The sequence below is a fragment of the Legionella cincinnatiensis genome, from assembly GCF_900452415.1.
GTDB lineage: Bacteria > Pseudomonadota > Gammaproteobacteria > Legionellales > Legionellaceae > Legionella > Legionella cincinnatiensis.
The window spans coordinates 1,276,695-1,294,002 of sequence record NZ_UGNX01000001.1; the positions used below are offsets into that span (position 1 = coordinate 1,276,695).

The window sequence follows — 17,308 nt, forward strand, 5'->3', positions numbered from 1 at the left end:
GGTAAATACCTCTACTAATTTTTTGTGGAATGGTAAATAAAATTTATTAAGGAAATATTAAGAAGGGGAAAAAAATAAATAGTGTTTCCCAAAAACAATACTTTTGGATTCTATTTAATTTTTTATTTCTTTATCCTAAATAGCTAGGGTCGTGTTTGATGATTCATTAGGTGCATCTTCAAGAGATAATCTGTGTTTTTCGGTGTATTCTTTTCTATTTTTTATGATCCGCTCTTCTCGTGTTTTACGTTGTCTTTGAAGTAGAGCATCCATGCGTTTTTGTTTTGCAGTTTCTAAAAATTCAAGCAAAGACAGTTCTTTTACGGTAAGTTTGATATCTGGATCCAGCGGTTCTATTTTTCGATATAAAGTATTACGAACTTTGGAAGTTTTATACCATATACCATAAAAAAGAGAATATTTTGTTTTATCTCTCCAGGGAGAGGTTAGAAAGCCTGCATAATAATCGATGGGTGAACTAAATAATATTAAATTATTATTGAATCGCTCGGCGATGAGTTTTTGATTTCCTTTATTGTTACAGAAATAAAGCTTAATATGTCCTATTTTATGATGTATATATGCAAAATCAGAATTAAAGCGATCAGCAATTTTTTCAATATCAAGCTTAGTTGTTTTGCTGGAAATACGAGAATGACTTGCTAAATGAAAGGGTTGGCTTAAACTGTCTATTCCGTGTGCAAGTATATAAAGAGTAATTGCTCCTACTTCATTTTTAATCGCATTATAATTAATTGGTTGACCATGTTGTATAATAAGTATATTTTCCTCACTAAGCCTTCTTTTCCAATGAACTGCAGCAATACATAAATCGTTTTCTTCATGGAACGGAATATATAAAATTTTCATGCAATCATTCTCTTTAAGGCTTTGAAATACGAACCATATTATACAGTTAGCGCGCCTGTTTTTCAAAAAATGGCTATTTTATATTCATTTGGTGTTTATCATTGCTATCGGAACTATTTAAGAAAAGGAAATTGAAGCATTTCAATAATAAATCGTTCACAACGGTATAATTGCTCAAGATTGACGAATTCATTTGCACGATGTGCTTGTTCTATGCTTCCTGGACCACAAACAATAGTAGGAATTTGAGCATGTTGAAATAGTCCTGCTTCGGTTGCGTAGGCTACTTTTGATTGCTTTTTATTGTGGCAAATAGATTGTGCTGCCTGAACAATTGCTTCGGAGGGTAGTGTCTCAAGACCCGGTGCGTTAGCGATGTTTTCTAAAATTATTTGGGCACTTGGTTGCTCTTGATGCATACTAGGAAGTAACTCTTTTTCGATGTAACTCACTATTTTTTTATGGATATTATCTGAATTATCTGTTGCTAAGTTTCTAATTTCAAAAATAAATTCACATAGGTTTGGGATGGTATTATAAGCATTTCCCCCGTGGATAAGATTAGTGGAAACTGTAGTATAAGGTACGTCATATGATTCGTCTTTATGTCCTTCAGATTGAAATTGGCTTGCCAGATCACGAAGAAAACGGATCAAAGATGCGGCATGTTCTATGGCATTACATCCTTGGGAAGTAAGTGAGGAATGAGCAGCAACCCCGTGAATTTTGCAGCGATAAGAGTGTATTCCTTTATGACCAATGACGGGTTGCATGGAAGTTGGTTCACCCACAATACATGCTTTGGGTTTATAATTAAGCACTTTTATTTTATCAATGAGGTGTGGTGCCCCACGACAACCAATTTCTTCATCATAAGAAAAAGCAAGATGTATAGGAAACTCAAGCTTTAATGCTTTTAATTGGGGAATGAGGCTCATAACTACAGCGATAAATCCTTTCATATCACACGCGCCTCTGCCATAAATACGTTCATCTTTAATGGTGGCTTGAAAGGGATCACTGTCCCAGATTTGTCCATCTACAGGAACAACATCCGTATGTCCTGATAAGATAATTCCGCCGTCAAAACGATCATTATGAGCAGGAATAGTCGCTAATAAATTTGCCTTCGGCTCTTTACTGTCCTGAATTATAATAGGTTTTATCTGATAATCATTCAAAGCATTAGCCAGAAACTCTATAAGCGATAAATTCGAGTTGCGAGAAGTAGTATCAAAAGCGATGAGTCTTGTCAGCCAATCTATTATATTCATATGTTTCTCATATTTTAGATGAATTATTTAACCTAAAAATAATTGTTCTATACTTGTCATAGGTTGCCAAATTATTTCAAGGAGTGAAGTTATTATGAAAAAAATACTATTCGCTATCTCATTTTTTATGACTCTTAGTACAGCCTCCTATGCGAATAAAATTGTTATTATAGGTAACCCAGTTATTCTGGAAAAACAAGGAAATTTTTATTATTTGCCAAATCGTTACACAATAACAACCTCTTATTACTATGTTATATTGGATGGAGTAAGGCAAGTTTGTTATATAGATAAGCAACCGGCTTTATCTGCTTTAAATACGAAACATATTGACGTAAATTACAAAGGTTCTACTATGACCTGGATTTGTTATCCTTATGATAACAACTATTTTGAAACTCCATAATGTCACCAATGAATAACTCTTTGAGTTTAAGTTAATTTTATTTGTTTTTTAGGTGAAAAAAATTCATTAACCACTGTTTGAAGTGCTTTTAAATGAATTGGCTTAGAGAGTACTTTATTGATACCTAAGCGGTAATATTCTTTTTCTGCTTCAGTTGATGTATTTGTGGTTAATCCAATAACCGGTATATGTTTTTTATGTAATTGATTTTCCAGTTCACGGATGCATAGAGCAAGATTCTTCCCTGAAAGATTTGATAAGTTCACGTCAGTAATGATTAGGTCGAAATCATTGGTTTCTATTAATTCCAGAGCATGTTCTCCATCAATTGCAGAATAAAACTCATAGCCTGCTTGTTCTACTACATTTTCTATCATATGCAAAGATAGAATACTATCCTCAACTAATAAAATAAGGGGTGAAGGAGAGATGTTGTCTTTCTGAGAGTCAGAGCTTGTAATGGCATTAGGTGCCGGCTTATCATTATAGCCAACTTTCAAAGTAAGCGTAAAATAAAAAGTTGAACCTTTGCCAAGTTCACTTTCCAGATTTATTTCCCCCCCTAACAGACTCAAGTATTTTTGGGCGATATGTAAACCTACACCATAACCACTATGAGTGCTCTTATAAGAAGGAACAGCACGAAAAAAACGATCAAAAATTTTACTTTGTAATTCAGGCGGTATGCCAATTCCTGTATCAATGACGCTAAATCGAAGCTGTGTGTAATTGTTTTCGAGTGAAAGTACTTCCACTTTTATGGTGACGATACCATGATCAGTAAATTTAATGGCATTGCCTACAAGATTTAATAATACTCTATGTATTTTTGTAGCATCAGTGATTACGGTGTTAGGCGTTGCTTTATCAATTTCAATATTTAATTTAATTTTTTTCATTTGCAAAGTTGGTTGTACAAGATGAGCTATATCTTGAATATTTTTGCGTAACTCGAATAAGTCTTCATGGATATCGTCTTCTCTTAGATTATCTGTAGCTACAATGTCCATGACGCCATTGAGTAACTCCAGTAATTGTTCACTACTTTCATGGATCCAACGCGCATATTGCTTTTTCTCTGGATTTTGTTCTTTTTCTTCTAAAAGCTTTGACATTCCTACAATCCCACTTAATGGGGTGTGAATATCATGGCTCATATTGGCGATAAATTCATTTTTTGCTTGGTTAGCAACTTCTGCATTTTCTTTGGCGCGACGCAGAGCGACCTCCATTTTTTTACGTTCAGTTATGTCCAGGGAAATCCCTAAAACACCAATGACCTCATTTTTTTGATTGCGTAAAGGGACTTTTTGTGAATAATAAATGCCCATTCCATTTGCCATTACTGCATATTCTTCGGCAGTATGAGGTATACCTGTTTCCATCACTAATTTATTAACTTTGTTTAATTCTTCCGCTTGATCTTTCCAAGGCATATCAAAGTTTGTTTTTCCCACAATGTCTTTTCTTGATTTTAATTGTGCATTTTTAGCTTGCAAATCATTACATCCTAAAAAAACATTATTTTTATCTAACCAATAAACATGTCCTGGCATTAAGGCAATGATATTATCGTAATAATCATGAATCGCTTGTAATTCATTTTTAAACTTTGAGCGTTCTTCCTCTAGACTTAGAGTGAGTTGATGAATTTCATTATTTTTTTCATCAATAATTTTTTGTAAGTCATTTATTTCTTTTGAATCCATTTTTCACCGTGCTCGATGTTAGGAGAGTGCATTTTAGAGTATTGCATTATAAGCAAATAGTGCATTATTAAGAATAAACAACATATTAATGAACACTCTACGTATTGAGTATAGTCAAAAGAAGTTAAAAATTCTTGGCCCCTAGAAATTTTGATATCAGTTATTATAAACTAATTTACGATAAAAGTGGTTATTTTTTTTGCAATTTGATTTATACTATGCAATAATCTTGGTAAAATTTTGTATCTGCTTCGAGTTTGGTGTTTAGTCAAACCGAGCAAATAGATAGTAAATTGATTCAATAATATAAATAATGAATTACGAGCGTAGCTAACCAAACGCGCAGAGGATTATATAATGCCAAAAGTTAGAGGCCCTAGAGACGGTAAATTGATTACTGCTAGTTTTGATGGAAAAGAGAAAAGTCTTTTTCCCTCCTTAAAGACTACAAAAGATTTAGTTTTGCTGAGTATTCAAGGAAATGAATATTGCACCGGTGAATATCTAGGAGCTATTGTACAACAAGCTGTTGCAACTCATCAAACGCCCATTGATCATTCTGGTGCGAAAGGAAAAACGACTTTCTTAATCGCTGATGAAATTTATTGGCATAATATCAAGCAGTTGGCCTCTACCGAATTAGAAGTCGAGAGGCTTAAGCAGGAAGCCATTAAGCTTGGCGATAATTATTTTCTAAGCAATCTAGAGTTTTTTTTAACTCCATTCAATATGACTATTGGGCAGTTCAATGAAAAATATCCCAATAAATCTGTTAATGAAATAATCACTATCATCAATCAATTAGCCGAGGAACAAGGAAAAAATTTCGAAATAGTTCGTTGGCAAACGTGGATTGCTCAAAATGAGAGTCAAGAAAAAATTAATAAAATGATGAGATTTTATGATTCAGTAGATGGGCTTAAAGTGTCTATTAATAAGGCTCAAGATGATTTTGTGAAGCGCCATGGTAAAGATGGTGGTGAGGAGTTATGGAGACTTCGTTCCCATGATTATCTTACTGAAGAAAGCCCGGCAGTGATGTGGCTGGCAGCTTCTTTAGGATACAATTTTATAGTTTATCCTGGTGAGATTTTACCTCCTTTTGAAGCAACAAAAGAATTCTTTGTTGTTTCAAAGCATGTGCCTCGAATTTCACAGGGAAAGAATATTATAGAAGAGTGCGAGCATAATGAATATAGCCTTCATACGGATGATCCTACTCGCTTAGTAAATTGGTTAGAAGTTAATTTTAAAAGAAGCCATCTCCCGAAACAACCTGTAACTTCTATAGAAAATCATACCCTTTCAGTAGAGAAGCCTTTAGTTTTTCCAGAAAAATCTTCGCCTTCTGTAGAGAAAAAAATGAACTTTTTCTCTCCTTCTCCAAGAAAAAAACCTAAAGTTAGTGTACTTGATAAACACAGGCAAGAAAATGTAAAAATGGATATGGTGGTTTCTAGTCAAAATGCAATCATGCTTGGCTCAGCACTTGAAGGAGTAAGTAAAGCGCTTATTAATACATATGGAAAAAATCCGGGGAAAAGTTCGTCCGTTTTGTCCGAGGCATTTGCTGGAATTACCCAAGGGGTATTAGCAAGCGAGCTTTCTTCGTCAGATAAGATTAATTTTTTAGTGAATGTTCTTAAGGGAGTTATGCAAGCAAATACAAATTCTTGTAATTCCTCTTCGGATGCTCTTTCTGATGGTATGCTTCTAGAGTATATGGAAAGGCCGATTTCTAGGTAAAAAGAATTCTAAGTTTAGCCCTAAAGAGTATGTTTTACTTGTGGATCGTCATTCGAGGACCTGAGAAAGCGCAATGTGGTGTTTCGAAGCTTAGAGTAGGGCATGGCGAAGAGGCTGCTGACTTACTACTATTGACTTAAGGATTATGTCATTTTCCCAAAAGCAGAAATCTAGTTGCTATAGGAGCATAGTATCTCCATCAACTGGCTTTTAGTGAAGGATCCCGCAGACATAAGTGCGGGATGCAGGAGGCAAATGAATTGTCAACAAACCCTTGGCTCTATAATAAATTCTGGATTGCAATGGCAGCAACACCCACAGCAACAGCCTGTACAGTATATCTGCTGGGTAAATTCTTTTTAAAAAAACCATAATAATCATTGTTGGATGAAGTTTCTAAATAAGGAGATGCTTCTCTCTCTTTAGGCAATGATTTAACGATATTTTTTTCTAATTCTTTATGAGGAAGTAATTCAAGCTTCGGTGCATGTTCTTTTTGGTGTTGTATTTCTTTCTTGAGGGCAATTTCACTTTTAAGTTTGGTTTGCTCATGCTCTAATTTTCGCAGCTGTTTTTGTAATTTGGCAAAGTATGATTTTGAGGTATTATTCTGTAGTTCCTGCTGCAAATCATTTTTGGTTTGCGTGAGGTGTTCATGTGCTGCTTTTAAATTTTTGATCGCTGATACTTCAATAAATAAAGAGGCGAACCAATAAAAAGCTTTAGTAAAAAACCACTTATTTTTCCATTCCTGGTTTAATTGAAAATAGTCTCGTTTTGCGTGTTTAAAAACAGATAATTTTTGATCAATTAAGTCCGCTTTAATTTTTAATTGATTCCATTTATGGTGTAACAATTCAAGTGATTTTTCGAGAGTAGTTATCTCATCTAGCGGTGGTAAATGGGCTTTTGTTTCAATCCTAGGCTGTTCAACCTCGCAATCAAAAGTTTTTATGAGTCTTGAAGTATACTCGTTTATTGATTCATCCTCTTTTTTTAAAAATAAGAGTTCATCAACAGTTAAATTTTGCTTCTGGCAATATTGGCGAATTTCTTGAAATAATGCTTGTGCTTGGATGGCGGTGGTAATTTTTTTTTGATTAATGCCATCAATTACTTTTTGTCGAAACCAATTGATAGTCCCTTGATAGCTTACATTCTGATAATTGAGCAAATGTTGATAATAAATAATGGCAAAAATAAAGCTTTGGGTATTGGCTATCTTGGGTAAATAAAATGTATGTTCGTGGTTATCAGTGGTATAGCAAACCTCATTTTGAAAAAGTTTTGCTTTTTCATGTAATCGTTCTGACACTTGTTGAATTTCCAAGAGCCCGAGCTTCTCTATGATTAAGCCAATTTCAATCAAATTTTTAGCGGTGACAATTTGTCTTGAGTATTCTATATCTTGAGTCGACATTTGAAGGCTATCAATACACTCTTTGAATTGTTGCCAATATGCTGTCATTGAAATCATGATAAATGATTCTCCAGAATGATGAATATATTTCTAATGTAAACTGCTCATTTAAAAAAAGCTATCGTTATTAGAAAAAATTATTTTTCGAAGAAAATGGCGGTAAATAATTTCAAGTGTATTTTTTATTTAGACTTTGTTGGATATTAGATTAATTGATCCCGTGTTTGCAAAAACTCTTGCAGCGATTTAGGTAATATTTTGCGTATTGCAACAGTCATCCTTTGTTCGTGTTTCTGCCAAAGAATGCCTAAGTAAATGATACCTAATCCAATAACAGTAAGAATTATGGGAAAAAAATAACTGTCTTTAAATATATCATAAGCCAGATGCCCTAAATAAAAGCAAACCCCAATTCCGCCAAAAACAGTAAATACTTTTCTACTAAGAATTATTCCGATTAAAATGAGTAAGAGATTAATACATAAGTATATAAATTTAGACAGTTCATGATCTGAATGTTGTGCGCTTAAGCCACCCCAAAATGTAAGTACACCAAATATATACAACCAAAAAGCATAATCTTCGGACTGTCTCGATTGAAAATCAACCCAAAATCCAATGACTAGCATTATTAATCCAAAATACATAGAAACTTTAGCACTGAGATCAACAGTGCTTTCTCCGCCAGTAAGCATGGCAGTAAGGTCCATCGACATATACCATAATGTAATTGCTATTGGCATGATCATGAAAGGATAGCGATAAATCCAAACCATAATAATGCCAACAGCGAGAGTACCTAGCTCCATAAATATCCAATGCCATTTTATATAGTAATTATATTCCCGGAAAACAGTATCATCAGGAGGCCACCATCCCATTCCCTTTTGTAATCCATAAATCGCTAAGGGAGTAAGGCATACAACAAATGTGGCACATATTTCAGCGGGAACAATAAATCCTTTTTTGTAAAAAATATCGGATAATGATAACCCTAATATGGCATAACAGACACAGAGAAATAAGATACCCCAACCCCCGAAAAGTTCCCAACCTAGAGTCATAAATAGGCTCATAGAACTAATTGCTATTAATCCTCCTAAATAATAGAGAACATTAGTTAATCCAAATCCTTTATTTTGACCTGGTTGCTTTCTGATGAATTCGATAAGTTCTTCTGATTGCTTTTGGGTAATGATCTTTGCTTCCACAGCTTTATTAATGATGTCTCGAGTAATATTCATTACTGCATCCTTGAAGCATACCTTTTATCAATTATAGCTTAGAAATTTAATTAAAAATTCTTAAAGCAGTTGCTCAAGAGACAAAGGAAATTTATCTCAACATATCTGGAGTAAATAATTTTCCATTCACAATAATTTTTTGGTTTTCTAATTTAAATTGAAGTATGTACTCTTTATCTTTAATTTTTAAAAAACCTTTCTCGACTAAATTTTGTAGTATTTGATTGGCTTGATTCTTGGCCTCTTCATCTAAATCGGTTGCAATTGATGTTGGATTCGTAGAAGATTGAGGCAATGTTGTTGGGTTTTGCGAAGTTTGTTCCGTTTGTTGGTTACCCTTTAGTTTACTTTTAATTGATGAAGTTATCAGCTCTTTTACTATCGTAATAGGGGCTTTAAAATAGCCTTGGCCTTGAACTTGTTGCATGGCTTTAGATAAGTCATTTATTTCTTCTGTTTGTGGAAGTGATATTTTAAAATGACCTACAATTTTTCCTTCAGGTAAATTGATAGTCATTTCAGAAAGTTCTAATACCGGACCTTTACTAAGAAGTTTCGGTAATTCAGTAGCTATGCTTGATGCCACAAGGTGAGGATCGCTGTTTTGCGTCATATTGAATATTTGTTTATTCAGCTTAGCCATAACTTCTGGGTCTAAATTTTTTAAACTCAATTTCACTATGGCCGGGCTATAATTTTGGTTGTTGGCCAATAATTTTTGTAATGAAAGTTTGTAATCAAAGTCTAGTGTTTCATTTGTGATATCAGAACTTAAAATGAAGTCAAATTCTTTTAAATCTAATATATTTTGGCTGTTTGAGGTTACGGAAATGGAGGAAATATTAAAATGGGACTGTCCAACCCATAACCACTCCTGGATACGTTTTGAATTAAATGTATGAGTTATTAGGCCTATTTTAAAGACAGTATTATTGGTGGAACCATCAATGCCATAGAATTTTAGAGAGCTATCTAAATTATCTATATTTGAAGAAAGACGAAGTAAAGCACTTAAGCCCATCCAATTAAATTGAAGCTCGTCATTATTGGGTACCGTCTTAGTATGCATGCCAAAAGATGGGAGGTTGTATTTTATAATGATCTGGTTTAAATAATTGATGAATGCTCTATAATGAGTTTCAGGTTGCGTTGTAATTGCACCCATTCCAAAATATATTCCATCATTTGTAAAAAAAACGGGACCATGTTTGATCGTAATCGGTAGCGTCATTTCCAAATCAAGAGGAGGTTCTGTTTGTGAGATACCCTTTTTATCCGTAATCGTTTGGGCGGGAATGTGCATTTTGAATACCCATAGGGCTTTAGATGAGAACCAACCATGTTGGAATTTATCAATTTGGACACTCATTATTGAATTCTGGGGCATTATATTGATGATGTTACTTAGCGTATTTTTCACCATCAGACCCATAAGGTCATAAGTAATAAGAATAAGTACTACTAGAGATACGAGAAATCCAAGCCATTTTTTCATTATGATTTAACTGTATTCCATTACCTTCGTCATTTAGTATTAGTCTAAAAAGCATATTTTGTAAAATGAGTTAGAGTTTATTTGCAGCAGACAATATCGTGCAACGAACATTCTTTAAATATACAAAATTTTAGAATACTATAGATAATGTCTTAGAGGCATGCCGTTATATTTTTTAATCAAAAACAAGGAGATAAGCTATTTTTCTGGAGGTGTGTAAGTATTAAGGACAAAAACGTTTTTTTCATTGGAATTATTCTGAAATATTGAAGCTAAATGAGTTAGAGCACAGGGTTGGTTTGGGAGAATGGAGTCAGAATAAAAAACAGCATCAGATATAGAAGAGTTTGATGCGGCATAGAAAATCTATTCTTTTAATCTTACATATCTTTATAAAAGGACATGGGTATGAAAAGACTATCAATAAATAAAATAATTACTGGGGTATTGTTATTCTTAATGATAACGATAGTACAGGCACAAAGCCCTTTATGGACATTTACACCCGACAATAATTTTCCACCCGTGGTGAAAGTAAGCAGTACGGGAAACGCAACTATTAAATACGTCATTCAAAATCGCTCCTCTAAACCACATAGTTTGGTTATTAAGCCTATTCCAGGAATAAGCCAAACCGCTCCTTGTGTCGTTAAAGGTAAGGGAGTGTGTAATTTAGAATTGACTGTGACCGGTAGTGCCTTACCAACAAATGGTGTTTTTGGTGGTCCCTCTCTGTGCCAGAAAAACGCTAATGGGACCCCCAACCCAAATCAATGCTACCAGCCTAGTCCTGGAAACCTGTTGCAAGTAACTACGGTCAGCGGTCCAACAGCAAGTATTACTGTTAATCCAAACCTGTTAAATCTTACTGCTGGCGGAAATTATGGCCAGGTTACCGTGCAAAATTTATCTGCTACAACTGCAGTTGAAGGTTTGAGGGCTGTAATACCGCAAGGCAGTCAGCTTACCGTAGATTCTACACATACTACATGCACCAATACACTACCAGCAAATCAATCGTGTATCTTTGCATTTCTTCCAGGTAATACAGTAGAAGACGTCAACATAGAAATAACAGGAAGCAATGTTACATCAGCAGTTCCAGTAGAAGTTAAAGTGTCGTCCGCAAGCCAAGTCACGATCACAGTTAATCCCAGTCAATTAACGCTTACTGTGAATGGTGCTTCTGGGCAGGTATCAGTACATAATACATCTGCTGCAACAGCGGTTGAAGGTTTAAATGCTGTAATCCCCTCAACAAGCCAAGTTACTATTGATCCTTCTCATACCACATGCACTAATACATTGGCAGCAAATCAAAATTGTATTTTTGGATTTTTACCAGGTAATGTAGCTGAAAATATCATTATAAATATTTCGGGAAGTAACACAACATCTAGTGTTCCTGTAAGTGTTAGTGTGACGAACAATACGATGAGTTCTCTTGCGTATGTAGGCGCCTTAGCACCTCCTTATGTAAATCTTTGTACTATTACTAATGGAAGTTTTAATACGGCATGCCAACAAACAGGAGATTATAATTTTACCCAGTCAATTATTCAAATAGTCATTAATTCTATTGGTAGTAAAGCTTATTTGGTTCAGTTTGATAGCCAGGGTAATCCACTTCCTGTTATTGTATGTAATATAACGCCACAAGGTAATTTGGCTGCATGCGTTAACGCAGATGATGCCACACATTCTTTATTGAGTTTAGCTCTGAGTACTAGTGGAAAGGCTTATTTTACAACAAACATTACGCCACCTGCTAATTCATCAAGTATTTATTCTTGTGATGTAGACAGCATGACTGGATTATTTACTAATTGTAATTCTATTTTTAGTTTTGATTCTAATGTTATTGCTCCTGGGATCACGCTCAGTACTGATAATCAAAAGGCTTATGTGAGCTATAATGGGTTCAATGCTGGCACTTTCCAAGATGGAGTTTATGAGTGTGATTTGACAAGTAATAGTTGCATACCCAGACCAATGACTCGGAATTTTACTAATTGGTTTTTCGGCAATATAGTCCTTAATCCTACTCATAATCTTCTTTATATGGTGGGTAATCAAGATAATGATCAAAGCAGAGGAGATATTTTTGTATGTGATCCAAGTACAGATCCTATGGAGTGCGGTCTTTCTTTCACTTCTCTTGGGAATGGAATAGTTTTCGGAAGCAATATTGCTTTTGGTGAGAAAATTGTTTTTGGTCACAGTCAACCTCAGTTGTATGTAACTACTCCAAATACGGTAACTAGTTGTGATCTGGATAATAATGGGGGACTTAACAACTGTACTCAGGGTAGTGCCACAATTACTGGGGCATCGGGTCTTGCTGTAAATCCAAATACCTAATTAGTTTATTGTGAGTATCGTTTATTCTTATAGGATTTATGATACTCACACTTAAGTAAGTGATACTTTCGTATCCCTTTAGTGAGTTTGTAAAGAGTCTAATGTTGTTCAAAATAATCGGGCGGCACACCATAAATAGAACAAGCCAAAGCTTTACTGGATTTATTTTCCCAATCAGGATTTTTAAGCACCTCCATTGCATTTTCATAACCTGTTTTCATCCGATAATTAATCGCTGAGCGAACAAAGTTATAATCTTTGAACGAATGAGCAAAAGGAGTACCGCGATAAATAATATGCACCACGCTGAAATGTTTGCTATGTCCCAATTCCAGTATTTTTTTAACTTCAGGATCTTTTTTTGCTTCTGGACTTAATTTTTCACCTAAAAACTGTATGGCTGCCTGTAAGTTTTGGCGGCTGGTGTAAACGTTTGTGAGCCGTCGAGAGTGGCTGGCGTAACGAATGTCTTTTTGTCTTTCCTCAAGTTCATCCATGGTTTGTGGTAATCGTCCGCGCAGACTGAAGCAATCAACTACAAAACATAATGTATCCAGTTCTGGTAAGGCATCCAGCACGGTTACAAGAGGCGTATTCGCATAAATACCCCCATCCCAATAATAATCATCACCAATTTTAATTGCTGGGAAGCCTGGGGGAAGAGCTCCGCTTGCCATAACATGCTCTGGTGTAATAGTCATCTTTTGATTATTAAAAAACTCCATTTCACCGGATGACAAATTGACTGCTCCTAGACATAGGGTAATTTTTTTATCATTAATGCGATCAAAATCAATTAAATTTTCTAACGTCTTTTTGAGGAGGGAGGTATCGTAATAACTGAGGTTATCAGGAGTATCATAAGTTAGGGGGGTTGGTGGAATAATACGGGGTTTAAAAAAACCATCCAAACCGTAGAGAACTGCATGCATAGCGCCCATTTGATTGTGCACATGATGTAAAAAATTTGGAATTTCCCTATCATAAAATATATCTGTCCATATTTTGGGCACAATAGTATCCCAAAACGAGGTTAATTTTTCTATTTGCTTATTTCTTGGGTTTCCAGCAATAATCGCACTATTAATGGAGCCTATCGAGACGCCTGCCAAAAAATCAGGATTGTATCCTTTTTTGTGAATAGCGCAAAATGCCCCGACTTGATAAGCCCCTAATGCACCACCTCCCTGAAATACACAGGCAATTCTTTCGTAGGTTTGTTTGGTATTTTTTAAAGCGGCTGTAGGCTTATTGATACGGCACAAAGGGCTTTTATGATGTTTTGAGGATGCTTCTTCTTTAATTTTTCTGCCCATGCTTATTATTCCCACTGTCCTTATTATTAACAATTATAATCGATAATTACAGAATTTTGGCAAGAAAAGAGTAAATTCCTTGGATAAATGATGTAACATCAAGAAAATGTTATTTAATGCCAGTTCAAAGAGTAAAATTTGGTCATTAAATATTTTCTTAAGATCGAAAAGCAGCTTTCAAAAATGTTCAACCAAAACTTTATCTTAAAACAGATCCATTCGTTTTTAAATACAATAGATTATAGCTGCTTATGATTACATAAAAACTGAATAAAAACCAAAGGTTGTTTTTTCCTTAGTTGAGAAGGTGCCTAGACTCATCGAGCGGTTATTTGCCGACGCTCTAATAAACTGAATAAACTGATATTTTTAAGGATTTCCCTTTTAAGGATACTTTATCAACTAACTGAATGGTATACAATTCTGGATGCTTCATCGCTTTGTAACATGCTTTACTGATCAAAAGCTCATGTCCATAAGCTTTGGTAAGATTTTGAATACGTGATGCGGTATTAACCATATCACTAATCACCGTACCTTCTAAACGACCTTCCGCGCCTATAATTCCTAATATAGCCTCCCCTGTATTAATCCCAATCCCAATTTTTACCTCTTCTTTTATTTTTAAGACCTCCTCTTGATTGAGTTTCGCAAGTTCTTCCAGAATCATTTTTGCAGCTTTTACTGCATCATCCGCATTAGTTGCTTCTTTAGGGAATAAGGCCATTATGGCATCACCTATATATTTATCAATGAAGCCATTATTTTCTGATATCACTGGAGCAATTCGTTTTAATATCATATTAATAAAATCAAAATTTTCCTGCGGTTTCAATACCTCAGAAATAGCCGTAAAATTGCGTATATCCACAAACAAAACGGAAATAGTTTTTCTTGTATAATTACCTAAGTCTATTTCAAGAATATTCTGTTTTTGCAGTAATTCTATGAGTTGACGAGGTACAAAGCGTTCAAATGAGCATGTGATCAAATCTTGTTTTCTAAAAAATAAATAGACTAAGACAGACATTCCCAACATAGCCGCAATGGACACACCCAAAAGAATAAGTTGACTGTTCAAAGCTGAACGATTGCTTTCATTATATACTTTACGGGGTTGCTCAATTTTAATGAGTCCAATAGGTTTATCAGTAAAATCCTTAATGAGCAGATAACTTAAATAAGTAGTGTTATTTAGTGGTTGGGTATAAATTAATTTATGTGAATTTAATTGATCAATTATTTTTTTATCCTCGGGATTTTTTTGCATGCGAGCTAAAGAAATTAAATAAATAGGGATGTTCAAATCACTACTTAAGTGGTTTAAATATTCAGATGTTAATATTCGTCCAAAAACCATATACCTAAGGGTTGATTTAGTATTATGAGAATCTTTAATGAAGCTTATACTGAAATAACCTATATTATTATTGGCCAGCGCCATGAATCCTGATGATTCATATTGTTTTTTTATAACAGAATAATATTTTCCTTTATTGGTCAATAAATCCAATCCATTGTTTTTGAAGAATGATATAATATGCGGTTCAATAGGGATGCTTTTCTTATGAGCTAAATCAAATCCACTAGACCAGACAACTTTTCTATTGTTATCAAAAATCAAAACGTAATTTACTTTATTTTTAATAAAAAAATCTTCTGGGAGATAGGGGTTTATAATATTTGAATTTTTATTTTGGATAAAGTCATGAACTTTATCCAAAGAATCATTATTTAAAATTGTAATTAATATATGAGCTATACGTCTTGCGTTATCCATAGCAATATTTTGCTCTAATTTTTGAAATCCCTTCACTAATAATGAGCCTGATACTATTAAAATTAAAGAAACAAGTAGTATCCATAGAGTAATAATGAGAAAAATAATTTTAGTTCGAGAATGTATCATTTTATTACTCAATTAGAGTTAATGATCTGACTGCGTGCTAACTATTTGTATAGATATTCTATTTCTTCAGTTTCGAATTAATTTAATTATAGTTCACCCCTTCATAGGTAAGACATTGTACTTATGGAAATACTGAGGCTATGAAAAAATTAGAGCAAATGGCTGTATTGCAAAAAAGAGGATTAGAAATGAGGGTAGATTATGAAAAATCGGGGTAAATTAATTATAAATGGGCATAGAGTATCTCCATAGCCAACCCATATTTGGTAGATTGGCTGCGGCTTTGTTTATGATGCGAGAACAAATGAACTTGATTGTTTCATTTTTTGCTTTGGACTCGCATTTTAATTTAAAATTGAAAAGTTCTTTTTATTAATCAAATAATTGCCAAATAGGTTCATCATTAACAGTGAAATATAAACTATAAAATCAGTAATAACATTTAGGGATGTTCTCGACTTGGGTTGACATGGTATTTTGTTGAAGTTTGTTTGTGAGTTGCTCCAATCCAGTAAGCGCAAATATTTTCACTGGCTCTAACGCAAGTGAGCACTCGGTAAATAAGGGATCAATGGCCGCTATATTTTTAACGTCTTCATTTATTTTTTTGATTAAATCCTCCAGGACGCTTTTTGTTTCGATTAAAGTATGATTAGAGTGTAGTATCGTTATCCGTTTGGATAACTTATTAATAACTTTTAATAACAAGCCACATACATCATTTACTTTATTTCCTACAGTTTTATCATCATTATTGATTATTGTTTTAAGTGCCTCAATAAATTGATTTGAATTTTTAATGGTTTTACCTTCAATAACTAATCCTGCTTTGGTAATACCTGTTGAAGGTATACCTCCTTTTTTTTGCAGTGACTTGTTAAGCTTAAAACAAACTTCATGAAGTCTATGAATAAATGTTTCTTCAAGAATATGAGTACAAATTGAGTGGAATAATATGGTGCTCTTATCGGCATCTTCCGCATATTTTTTCAGTTCTCCCTCTAATTGATGAATCTTTTGTGAATCCAAATCAGGGTGGTTGATTTTTTTCCATTCTTTAATTAACAAGGGCATTTTAAGGAGATGCTGCATGGGGTGAATTAATCCATCTAAGAGTGAATTATATTTTATTGTTTTTTTAAACTCATTAAGCGGTGGCTGAAATAACTTCATGGTTGATTCATAATAAACACCAACCATTTTACTAGGCTCAAGAAACAAGATACCGAACTCTGAGTTAACTCTCGTTAATAAATGCGTAATAAATTCATTGATTTTGTTTAACAATTCTTCTTCATCATCACAGTGACTGATGTATTCTTCGTTAAACTCTAGGGTAAGGGGTGTACATTCTGCAATTTTATTATATTGTTTCATTTGAAGCTCCACGAGCTTTTTAAATGGTTCGGTTAATCCATTGATGTACTGTTGTACGGTTGCATGATTAATCCAGATACTAATCGATTTGGAGGATTGAATTACTGCATTTGTTGTTTTGCTAAATTCAAGCATACCCCTAGCTAAATTAATGAGATTTTTATTCATTTTCTCTCCAAGT

General features: G+C 34.1%; 12 protein-coding genes. 3 read left to right on the plus strand and 9 right to left on the minus strand.

Features of this window, described 5'->3' with window-relative positions; genetic code table 11:
* Positions 1 to 135: 135 nt before the first annotated feature.
* Both DYH34_RS05680 and argE read right to left on the minus strand, forming a co-directional pair.
* Positions 136 to 870 (minus strand): hypothetical protein, encoded by a 735-nt coding sequence (locus tag DYH34_RS05680; protein ID WP_058464380.1) that lies wholly within the window; start codon positions 868 to 870, stop codon positions 136 to 138.
* Between the two features lie 113 nt (positions 871 to 983).
* Positions 984 to 2,144: an acetylornithine deacetylase gene (argE, locus tag DYH34_RS05685; RefSeq protein WP_058464379.1), complete on the minus strand. Its 1,161-nt coding sequence runs from the start codon at positions 2,142 to 2,144 to the stop codon at positions 984 to 986.
* Between the two features lie 94 nt (positions 2,145 to 2,238).
* On the opposite strand from argE, the gene DYH34_RS05690 reads away from it, so the two are divergent.
* Positions 2,239 to 2,550 carry a hypothetical protein gene (locus DYH34_RS05690; protein ID WP_058464378.1) on the plus strand — a complete coding sequence of 104 codons (312 nt, stop codon included), beginning with the start codon at positions 2,239 to 2,241 and terminating at the stop codon, positions 2,548 to 2,550.
* A 26-nt stretch (positions 2,551 to 2,576) separates the two neighbouring features.
* On the opposite strand, the gene DYH34_RS05695 is transcribed toward DYH34_RS05690, so the two are convergent.
* Positions 2,577 to 4,259, minus strand: a complete 1,683-nt coding sequence (locus DYH34_RS05695) for an ATP-binding protein (protein WP_058464377.1) — start codon at positions 4,257 to 4,259, stop codon at positions 2,577 to 2,579.
* A 357-nt stretch (positions 4,260 to 4,616) separates the two neighbouring features.
* On the opposite strand from DYH34_RS05695, the gene DYH34_RS05700 reads away from it, so the two are divergent.
* Entirely contained in the window at positions 4,617 to 6,005 is a 1,389-nt protein-coding gene (locus DYH34_RS05700; protein WP_058464376.1) for a hypothetical protein, read from the plus strand.
* Positions 6,006 to 6,285: 280 nt separating this feature from the next.
* On the opposite strand, the gene DYH34_RS05705 is transcribed toward DYH34_RS05700, so the two are convergent.
* The 3 genes from DYH34_RS05705 to DYH34_RS05715 form a co-directional block, all read right to left on the minus strand.
* The gene (locus tag DYH34_RS05705) at positions 6,286 to 7,482 is read right to left on the minus strand and encodes a hypothetical protein (protein WP_058464375.1); all 1,197 of its coding nucleotides are present in this window, start codon (positions 7,480 to 7,482) and stop codon (positions 6,286 to 6,288) included.
* A gap of 146 nt (positions 7,483 to 7,628) precedes the next feature.
* Positions 7,629 to 8,669 carry a hypothetical protein gene (locus DYH34_RS05710; protein ID WP_058464374.1) on the minus strand — a complete coding sequence of 347 codons (1,041 nt, stop codon included), beginning with the start codon at positions 8,667 to 8,669 and terminating at the stop codon, positions 7,629 to 7,631.
* Between the two features lie 91 nt (positions 8,670 to 8,760).
* Positions 8,761 to 10,164, minus strand: a complete 1,404-nt coding sequence (locus DYH34_RS05715) for a YdgA family protein (protein ID WP_058464373.1) — start codon at positions 10,162 to 10,164, stop codon at positions 8,761 to 8,763.
* Positions 10,165 to 10,572: 408 nt separating this feature from the next.
* Here DYH34_RS05715 and DYH34_RS05720 point away from each other — a divergent pair, with 408 nt between their 5' ends.
* Positions 10,573 to 12,525 (plus strand): hypothetical protein, encoded by a 1,953-nt coding sequence (locus tag DYH34_RS05720; RefSeq protein WP_058464372.1) that lies wholly within the window; start codon positions 10,573 to 10,575, stop codon positions 12,523 to 12,525.
* A 98-nt stretch (positions 12,526 to 12,623) separates the two neighbouring features.
* Here DYH34_RS05720 and DYH34_RS05725 read toward each other — a convergent pair whose 3' ends face one another.
* The 3 genes from DYH34_RS05725 to DYH34_RS05740 form a co-directional block, all read right to left on the minus strand.
* The gene (locus tag DYH34_RS05725; protein ID WP_058464371.1) at positions 12,624 to 13,841 is read right to left on the minus strand and encodes a patatin-like phospholipase family protein; all 1,218 of its coding nucleotides are present in this window, start codon (positions 13,839 to 13,841) and stop codon (positions 12,624 to 12,626) included.
* Positions 13,842 to 14,184: 343 nt separating this feature from the next.
* On the minus strand, positions 14,185 to 15,750 hold the full coding sequence (locus DYH34_RS05730; protein ID WP_058464370.1) for an adenylate/guanylate cyclase domain-containing protein: 1,566 nt from the start codon (positions 15,748 to 15,750) through the stop codon (positions 14,185 to 14,187).
* 429 nt (positions 15,751 to 16,179) lie between these two features.
* Complete coding sequence (locus DYH34_RS05740; RefSeq protein WP_238589466.1) at positions 16,180 to 17,295, minus strand: hypothetical protein; 1,116 nt, start codon at positions 17,293 to 17,295, stop codon at positions 16,180 to 16,182.
* Between the last annotated feature and the right edge of the window lie 13 nt (positions 17,296 to 17,308).

Excerpts from the sequence above, each read along its gene's own strand:
- DYH34_RS05680 (WP_058464380.1), bottom strand. The coding sequence starts at position 870 with ATGAAAATTTTATATATTCCGTTCCATGAAGAAAACGATTTATGTATT.
- argE (WP_058464379.1), bottom strand. The coding sequence starts at position 2,144 with ATGAATATAATAGATTGGCTGACAAGACTCATCGCTTTTGATACTACT.
- DYH34_RS05690 (WP_058464378.1), top strand. The coding sequence starts at position 2,239 with ATGAAAAAAATACTATTCGCTATCTCATTTTTTATGACTCTTAGTACA.
- DYH34_RS05695 (WP_058464377.1), bottom strand. The coding sequence starts at position 4,259 with ATGGATTCAAAAGAAATAAATGACTTACAAAAAATTATTGATGAAAAA.
- DYH34_RS05700 (WP_058464376.1), top strand. The coding sequence starts at position 4,617 with ATGCCAAAAGTTAGAGGCCCTAGAGACGGTAAATTGATTACTGCTAGT.
- DYH34_RS05705 (WP_058464375.1), bottom strand. The coding sequence starts at position 7,482 with ATGATTTCAATGACAGCATATTGGCAACAATTCAAAGAGTGTATTGAT.
- DYH34_RS05710 (WP_058464374.1), bottom strand. The coding sequence starts at position 8,669 with ATGAATATTACTCGAGACATCATTAATAAAGCTGTGGAAGCAAAGATC.
- DYH34_RS05715 (WP_058464373.1), bottom strand. The coding sequence starts at position 10,164 with ATGAAAAAATGGCTTGGATTTCTCGTATCTCTAGTAGTACTTATTCTT.
- DYH34_RS05720 (WP_058464372.1), top strand. The coding sequence starts at position 10,573 with ATGAAAAGACTATCAATAAATAAAATAATTACTGGGGTATTGTTATTC.
- DYH34_RS05725 (WP_058464371.1), bottom strand. The coding sequence starts at position 13,841 with ATGGGCAGAAAAATTAAAGAAGAAGCATCCTCAAAACATCATAAAAGC.
- DYH34_RS05730 (WP_058464370.1), bottom strand. The coding sequence starts at position 15,750 with ATGATACATTCTCGAACTAAAATTATTTTTCTCATTATTACTCTATGG.
- DYH34_RS05740 (WP_238589466.1), bottom strand. The coding sequence starts at position 17,295 with ATGAATAAAAATCTCATTAATTTAGCTAGGGGTATGCTTGAATTTAGC.